Origin of the sequence: Caloranaerobacter azorensis DSM 13643 (assembly GCF_900129995.1) — a bacterium.
In the GTDB taxonomy this organism is placed as follows: domain Bacteria; phylum Bacillota; class Clostridia; order Tissierellales; family Thermohalobacteraceae; genus Caloranaerobacter; species Caloranaerobacter azorensis.
Map to the genome: position 1 here is coordinate 1 of NZ_FQXO01000103.1, position 6612 is coordinate 6612.

The following is a 6612-nucleotide window of genomic DNA, read 5'->3' on the forward strand; positions in this document are numbered from 1 at the left end:
CTCTTTATAATTAGGAACTTCAATTGTTTCTATAATAGGAAGTTCGGTATCAACTTCGATTTTTCTATATGGTTTGCTTATTGGTTTATTAGTTCTAGGTTTTATAGGATTTTTAAAATATGGGATTAGAAGATAAATTACTAAAACATAAAGAATTCTGATAGTATTTGTTAAGTTAATAATTAAAGATTTCATTTTTGGTTTGTCTCTCCTTTCTTTTGTATTTCTTTTATATTTTTGGTGCTACTTAAAGTATATCCAAAGAGGGGGGAGACAACCAAACCTATATATTATTCAAATTTCAATGTTTGGGTGTCAAATTTGCTCTAAACTTTTGACACTACGTGAGTAAATAAGGGGGATTTAGAATGAAAAAGAAAAGAACGATAATGGTATTAGCTTTGGCTTTAATGTTGATTATGGCTGTTCCTGTACTAGCCAAGACTTCTGAAAGAATATTGGAATATAAAGGTACAAAAGCGATAGCAACATTAGAGACGGATTTTAACTGGTCTGTCTTTGGTAAAGATTATGGAAAGGCAAAAACAAAGTTTACAACTGGAAATAATGGTTATAGGGTTGCTGTTAGAATTGAAAGATGGGATGATAAGTATACTATGGCAGATTATAAGTACGATAGTAGTAGTTCTCTAGCCCAATGCAATTATACTTGGACAGACGTATATGCATATATGAGTAGACATTCTATTGATAATTCATCAAATACAGTTGAGTATGCAGTAGATTCATTCAATCATGTTGAATAAGAAATAGCTAATATAAAGTTTCCGTTCGTTTTGTGGGCGGAAACTTTATATTAATATATGTTAAGGAGATGGGTTATGTTTAGAGTATACAAAAGATATAAGATTGTTAGTACGCTTATTATTCTTAATTTTATTTGTGTATTTTTTGCATTATTTAACAGCTTACAATCATATACCGAGATTAGAGATGCTTTAAATATACAGAAGCAATATGATTATTCCAGAAGAATAGAAGTAGGAATTTTATTAAATAATAATAGTTTAGATTATGAAGATATTATTAAATCTTTGAAAAATGTTAAAGGCAACATTTATTTTAAGAATGCAAGGATTTTTTTTCCTGATATTGATGGCACATTTGTCTCTGAAGTTATATTGAAACAAACAGAAGAAATACCTGTTCCTTCTATTGGAAGTATTACAAAACTTCCTAGAGGAGAAATTATTATTGCCGATAATATAACAGATAAAAGCAAAAAGATAGAAGTAAAAGGTAGAACATTAAAAATTTTTGATATCATATCCACGGAAAAAGCACCTTATTCTAAAGGACGAATAATTATGAATGGCATAGACTATTTTGATATTTTCCCAGAAACCCTTGAAAACCAAGACGGAATTTTGCTTGAATTTGCTTCTAACAATAATGATTTAGTAAAAGAATATAAAAAATTCAAAGAAAATTTAAAAAAAGTTTCTAAGAAAATAAATGTATCTTATCGAGAGATAAAAAATGAAGTTCATCCATTCGATATTTTAATGTCATCAAAATACTCAATTTTTTTAGCATTATTAGCTTTTGCACTGATTAATACTGTGATTGTTTCACAATACTGGATAGTTGTAAGAAAAAGAGAAATTAGTATAAGGAAAGCTTTTGGTTGTTCTGACTTTATGATTATAAAAAATATGTCTTTTGAGATATTACAGCTTTTATTATTGGCAGCGGTAATTAGCGGCTTACTTCAATTAGTAATATATAAAAGAAATATATTTACCATATCTTTATCCAGTTATGTAATTGCTATACTGTCTATTTTAATGGTTTTGTCAATAACAATGTTTCTATCAATGATAATACCGTCATATTATGTTACTAAAATTCATCCTGCAGATGGAGTGAAATAATTATGAATTTTGCTTTTAAATCTATATGGAAAGAAAAATGTAGATCGTTATTGATGATATTATTGATTTCTATTTCAGTATTTCTTATCTTAAGGGTTGTAACTACATCATTTGCATTTAAAATACAACAAAAAATGATTAAGAGTATGTTTAAAACAAATATGGGTCGTATATACCGTTTGGATTTTAGTTCAATACCTCCAGGAAAAGAAGGAGAAAAGATTAATAGTATTAAAGAATTTGCTATGAGATATGAAAATGTAAGTGTATCAGCATATGATGAGACAACTTTATATTTTAAAGAATTAAAAAATAACAAAGAATACAGAGAAAGAAATGCTACTATATTAAAAGGGACAATATTAGAAGATTATCCCGGTATTTCTGATGTAGTTATGATAGAACCGAATATGCTAAATTATATTAACTTTTCTTTAGAAGAGAATGATTTTAAACCAATTTTAATAGATGGAGAAGAGTATTTACCATTATTTGTAGGTTCTAAATATTCCGATATAATAAAAGTGAATACCATATTAACTATAGAATACAACAATACTAAGTATATTGTTAAAGGATATTTAGGTGATAATGATATTTGGTTTAATGATTCTGATCCTATTACAGATACGCCAATAAAACTTAGCACAAAATTTTTTGCTCCGTTTTCTGCAAGTGATAAGACTGACAATATGACTCAATTATCAACTGTAGGCAAAATATTTATTAATTTAGGGGAAAACAAAAATCATCTAAAAATTCTTGAAGAAATAGATAAATTTGCATTAAATGAAAATGTAAAAATGAGGATAAGTAATTTAGCTGAATTTATGGAGCTTTGGGAGAAAAGTCAAAAGAACATTGCTAAATTTGGGTATATTTTAGCTTTCACTATTACATTTTGTTCTTTAGTCTCCGTTATTGCATCGTTATGTGTTTCTGTCTTTTTACGAAAAAAGGAATTTGGTATAAGGATTGCTTATGGTTATTCAAAGAAAGATATCATTTGTTCAGTAATTTTTGAAAATTTGATATTGGTTGGAATTTCTACTATTGTCGTCTATATGTATTATTTTTTAAAAGTACAAGCTATGAAGTTCACAACAGTAAATGTTTTATTAGTTACTTTAAAGTCGTATTCGCTTTGGATTATTACTATTTTTGCATTATTAGTTTTAATTATAATATCAATACTTCCTATAAAGTTGATTTCGGAATACCAACCCGTTGATTTAATAGATGGAGGAGAATAGAAATGATAGTTTTAAAAGATATATGTAAATACTATGGAGAAGGCTCTGAAATTACCAAAGCGTTAGATGGAGTTAATTTGACTATAAAGAAGTCTGAATTTTTATCTATAATGGGGCCATCTGGTTCAGGTAAATCTACATTGCTAAATATTATAGGTTGTATGGATCGTCCAACATCGGGTGAATACTATTTGGATGGGAAAGATATGACTAAATTAAACGATAAAGATCTTAGTAGAATAAGAAATAAACAAATCACATTTGTTTTTCAGAACTTCGCTTTAATGGAAAAATATACTGTTTTAGAAAACATAGAGCTTCCGTTGTTGCCGCGTAATCTTAATAGAAGGAAAAGAAAGGAACTAATTTTTAAAGCTGCAAGTCAACTTGGTATTGAAAGCCAATTAAAAAAAATGCCATATCAGTTATCGAGAGGGCAGCAACAAAGGGTTGCTTTAGCAAGAGCTTTAATCAGCGGAGCTGATATTATATTAGCAGATGAACCTACTGGAGCTTTGGATCAAAAAAATGGAGAAGAATTAATGAATATATTTCTGAAGCTCAATAAACTTGGTAAGACGATAATACTAGTTACCCATGATTTAAACGTTGCTAAGTTTTCTAAAAGAATTATTCAAATAATAGATGGGAGGATAATGAAAGATGATAAAGTTTTATTGTAATAGAAGAGGAGTATTTTTTTTACTTTGTGTACTTGTAATATTTAGCCTTTCTTTGACAGCATGTTCAAATTCAAAAGAAAGTCATAGTGTAGAATTTAATTTTATACCAGAAGAATATGAGGAAGAATATAGTGAGATAGAAAAAGAAATTCAAGTTAATAGGGGGTTTGAAAATATTTATATTGAAACAAATTTAAATCAAGGTAAAATTGACATTTGGATATATAATCCTGATGGTGAGATGGTGAAAAAAATGAGTGCAGATAGTGAGAACAATATAATTGAAAAGATTCCTGTAAATAAGAATGAAGGATTATGGAAAATGAAAATAAAAATTGGACAAGATACGGATGGAAGAATAAGAGCCGGTACTGAACTACCTATTGAATAATTATTTATGTTTTTAAAAAGGGGTATGATTATGTTTGATAAAATTATGAATATGTTAAATAAAATTGTAAATATTCTTAAAAGAATATTGTTAATAATCTATGTAATAGTAATATACAAAGTAGGGGTTTATCATGTTCCGGTTCGTACAGTTTGGGGGCAAAATAACATTTTCGATTTAAGATATGTACCTATATGGGAACTTGTAGATAAAAAACCAATGGGACTTAATGTAGTTAGATATGAATTATGTGTTTCAAGAGCAGTCTATCAAATAGGGCTTATTACCTTAATAGCGATTGCATTATATTTTGCTTTAGAAGAAATTTCGAAACTTTTTGAAAACTAAAAATCTTACATATAATGGATACAGAGGTACGAGTTCTAGTATATTAAAAAGGAAACAGAAGAACCATTCCATTATATCATACTAATGAGATTATAAGGGGAAATGATTTTAGTGTATTTAGAGAGAACAATTATGAAGATTAAGCTGTTTATAATTGTTATGTCTTTATTTATAGTTTCAGGGTGTACAATGAATGACGATAGAAAAGTTAATAGTGTTCAAGAAAGCGGTAAGAATTTATTGACAATAGAAGAGATAAAAAAAGAATATGATGCTTCGGACTCGGAAATAGTCAATATAACTAAATTCAAAAGAAATGATACAGATTATATTTTAATTGAAAGTCAAGAACCTACTTTATCAAATAGATTTGAATTGATTAATTTAAAAACAGGAGACAGAGATATTTTACCTAGTGAAGATTGTTTTATTGAATCATACGAAGTAATAAATGAAAATTATATAGTATTACTAGCAAATGGGAAACATTCAGAAAGTGCTTTAAGAACTGCGCCATTTGAAATACATTGTATCAGAAATACTGAAAATGTTAATTGCAATTATGATTTTATTGCAAGACATAAAGATATAGATTTTCCAATTGATAAAAAAGTTTTTCTCGGAAGTAAAGTAAATGAAATTATCGCTGAAATAGAAACTACTTTGAACGGAATACAAATTATGTTTAAACCACAAAAAGGTTTTGAGCCTATGTTTTATGCAGCTTTTATAGATGTACCAAATACAGAAATAAATTATAATGAAGAAAAAAATCAACTAATTATTTGTTTTAAAGATACAAAAATAGATAGCAATTTATATAAACATAAATCAGAAAATATTAAAGAAAATTACTATTTTGAGTCTATAGAATTTTATGAAAAATACGATAATAGTTACATTAGAATTAATTTAAAAGAACCATCTAAATTTTTTAATGTAAAAACATTTAATCTATATGATTCCAAATATCCATGTATTGAAATAAGATTTAAGTCGAATGAAGAAGAAATATAAATAGAAGTTGTAAAAAAGTAATAATGAAAATTTTGGGAGGAGTTAATATGTATAGAGTTTTTTTAAATGAACAAGACTTTTGCACAAAGTTAAAAGAGATAATTAATAAGCATGAAAGTTTGAGGCTAAAGTAAGATGGTAATAAATGTGAGATAATAGCTGTAAGCAAGTTAAGATTATTGAAAAACATATTATTACATCCAATCTTAAGTTATGCTGATTAATTATATAGTTATTAGAAATAAGTCTATTACAAGGGGATCGATATTTCTAAAATACATAAATTGTATATATATATATCCTTTAAAAATAGTAGAAAATCAAATAATAAGAGAAAATCCAATTAAAATATTAGTTTATGACTCTCAAAAAGATATTGTTGAAATTATTAAATAGTAAGTCTATTAACTTAGGTGTCAAAAATATTCAATGGGGGTGATATTGATGGAAATTAAAAATATATTAAAGAAATTAGCTTATATATGTATTTTTTTAGCTGTTTTTACTCTGTTCTATGGTTTTATGGAAACATCGATATTTGGGAGTTATTTAATATTGATATTAATAGTTATTCTTTTTATTTCTGTTTCATTTATATTATTAGCCCTTAGTGAAATATTAGAGTGGTTACATTTTTTAACGAGGCAAAAATAGTTAAATAAAAGATTTTTATTGATGCAGCATTATCATAAAAAACATGCAAAAGTACACAGAAATTTAGCACTTGAAAATTTTTTAGGGCGATAGTCCGTTGATTTATAAGAATTTCAGAATAAGCACTAAAAATTTGAGATTTTCCGATTTTTGCTGGAAACTACAGAGAAAAAATTTGCAAAATAAAAGCATCCTTTTTATAATAGTTTTACCACAAACACATTAAAAAAAGGATGCTGATAGGATGAACAAAAGTTACCTAAAACAATTATTCACCTATATTAATAAGGTATATGATATAGGAGAAAAAATCAATACTTTAAAAGATAAAAGAGTAAAATCTCAAGTAAAAATTTCAACAATTAGTTTTG

Annotated in this window: 9 protein-coding genes; 8 read left to right on the forward strand and 1 reads right to left on the reverse strand. The window is 26.7% G+C overall.

What is annotated here, in order from left to right; genetic code table 11:
* The coding region (locus tag BUB51_RS11635) for a hypothetical protein (protein ID WP_200791960.1) at positions 1 to 195 on the reverse strand (195 nt) is incomplete at its 3' end.
* Between the two features lie 173 nt (positions 196 to 368).
* Here BUB51_RS11635 and BUB51_RS11640 point away from each other — a divergent pair.
* From BUB51_RS11640 to BUB51_RS11675, 8 genes are all read left to right on the forward strand, one after another.
* Entirely contained in the window at positions 369 to 767 is a 399-nt protein-coding gene (locus BUB51_RS11640; RefSeq protein WP_073197927.1) for a hypothetical protein, read from the forward strand.
* A gap of 75 nt (positions 768 to 842) precedes the next feature.
* Positions 843 to 1895 carry an FtsX-like permease family protein gene (locus BUB51_RS11645; RefSeq protein WP_073197929.1) on the forward strand — a complete coding sequence of 351 codons (1053 nt, stop codon included), beginning with the start codon at positions 843 to 845 and terminating at the stop codon, positions 1893 to 1895.
* Between the two features lie 2 nt (positions 1896 to 1897).
* The gene (locus BUB51_RS11650; protein ID WP_073197931.1) at positions 1898 to 3148 is read left to right on the forward strand and encodes an ABC transporter permease; all 1251 of its coding nucleotides are present in this window, start codon (positions 1898 to 1900) and stop codon (positions 3146 to 3148) included.
* Positions 3149 to 3150: 2 nt separating this feature from the next.
* Complete coding sequence (locus BUB51_RS11655; RefSeq protein WP_200791962.1) at positions 3151 to 3831, forward strand: ABC transporter ATP-binding protein; 681 nt, start codon at positions 3151 to 3153, stop codon at positions 3829 to 3831.
* On the forward strand, positions 3812 to 4222 hold the full coding sequence (locus tag BUB51_RS11660; protein WP_073197935.1) for a hypothetical protein: 411 nt from the start codon (positions 3812 to 3814) through the stop codon (positions 4220 to 4222). Before BUB51_RS11655 ends, BUB51_RS11660 begins: the two co-directional genes overlap by 20 nt.
* Before the next feature lie 30 nt (positions 4223 to 4252).
* Positions 4253 to 4570 carry a hypothetical protein gene (locus tag BUB51_RS11665; RefSeq protein WP_083599619.1) on the forward strand — a complete coding sequence of 106 codons (318 nt, stop codon included), beginning with the start codon at positions 4253 to 4255 and terminating at the stop codon, positions 4568 to 4570.
* A gap of 102 nt (positions 4571 to 4672) precedes the next feature.
* On the forward strand, positions 4673 to 5587 hold the full coding sequence (locus BUB51_RS11670; protein ID WP_143153622.1) for a hypothetical protein: 915 nt from the start codon (positions 4673 to 4675) through the stop codon (positions 5585 to 5587).
* Positions 5588 to 6031: 444 nt separating this feature from the next.
* Positions 6032 to 6241, forward strand: a complete 210-nt coding sequence (locus BUB51_RS11675) for a hypothetical protein (protein ID WP_035164175.1) — start codon at positions 6032 to 6034, stop codon at positions 6239 to 6241.
* The last annotated feature ends 371 nt before the right edge of the window (positions 6242 to 6612 follow it).

What these genes read in the sequence shown, in the direction of transcription:
- BUB51_RS11640 (WP_073197927.1), top strand. Translation starts at nt 369, where the DNA reads ATGAAAAAGAAAAGAACGATAATGGTATTAGCTTTGGCTTTAATGTTG.
- BUB51_RS11645 (WP_073197929.1), top strand. Translation starts at nt 843, where the DNA reads ATGTTTAGAGTATACAAAAGATATAAGATTGTTAGTACGCTTATTATT.
- BUB51_RS11650 (WP_073197931.1), top strand. Translation starts at nt 1,898, where the DNA reads ATGAATTTTGCTTTTAAATCTATATGGAAAGAAAAATGTAGATCGTTA.
- BUB51_RS11655 (WP_200791962.1), top strand. Translation starts at nt 3,151, where the DNA reads ATGATAGTTTTAAAAGATATATGTAAATACTATGGAGAAGGCTCTGAA.
- BUB51_RS11660 (WP_073197935.1), top strand. Translation starts at nt 3,812, where the DNA reads ATGATAAAGTTTTATTGTAATAGAAGAGGAGTATTTTTTTTACTTTGT.
- BUB51_RS11665 (WP_083599619.1), top strand. Translation starts at nt 4,253, where the DNA reads ATGTTTGATAAAATTATGAATATGTTAAATAAAATTGTAAATATTCTT.
- BUB51_RS11670 (WP_143153622.1), top strand. Translation starts at nt 4,673, where the DNA reads ATGATTTTAGTGTATTTAGAGAGAACAATTATGAAGATTAAGCTGTTT.
- BUB51_RS11675 (WP_035164175.1), top strand. Translation starts at nt 6,032, where the DNA reads ATGGAAATTAAAAATATATTAAAGAAATTAGCTTATATATGTATTTTT.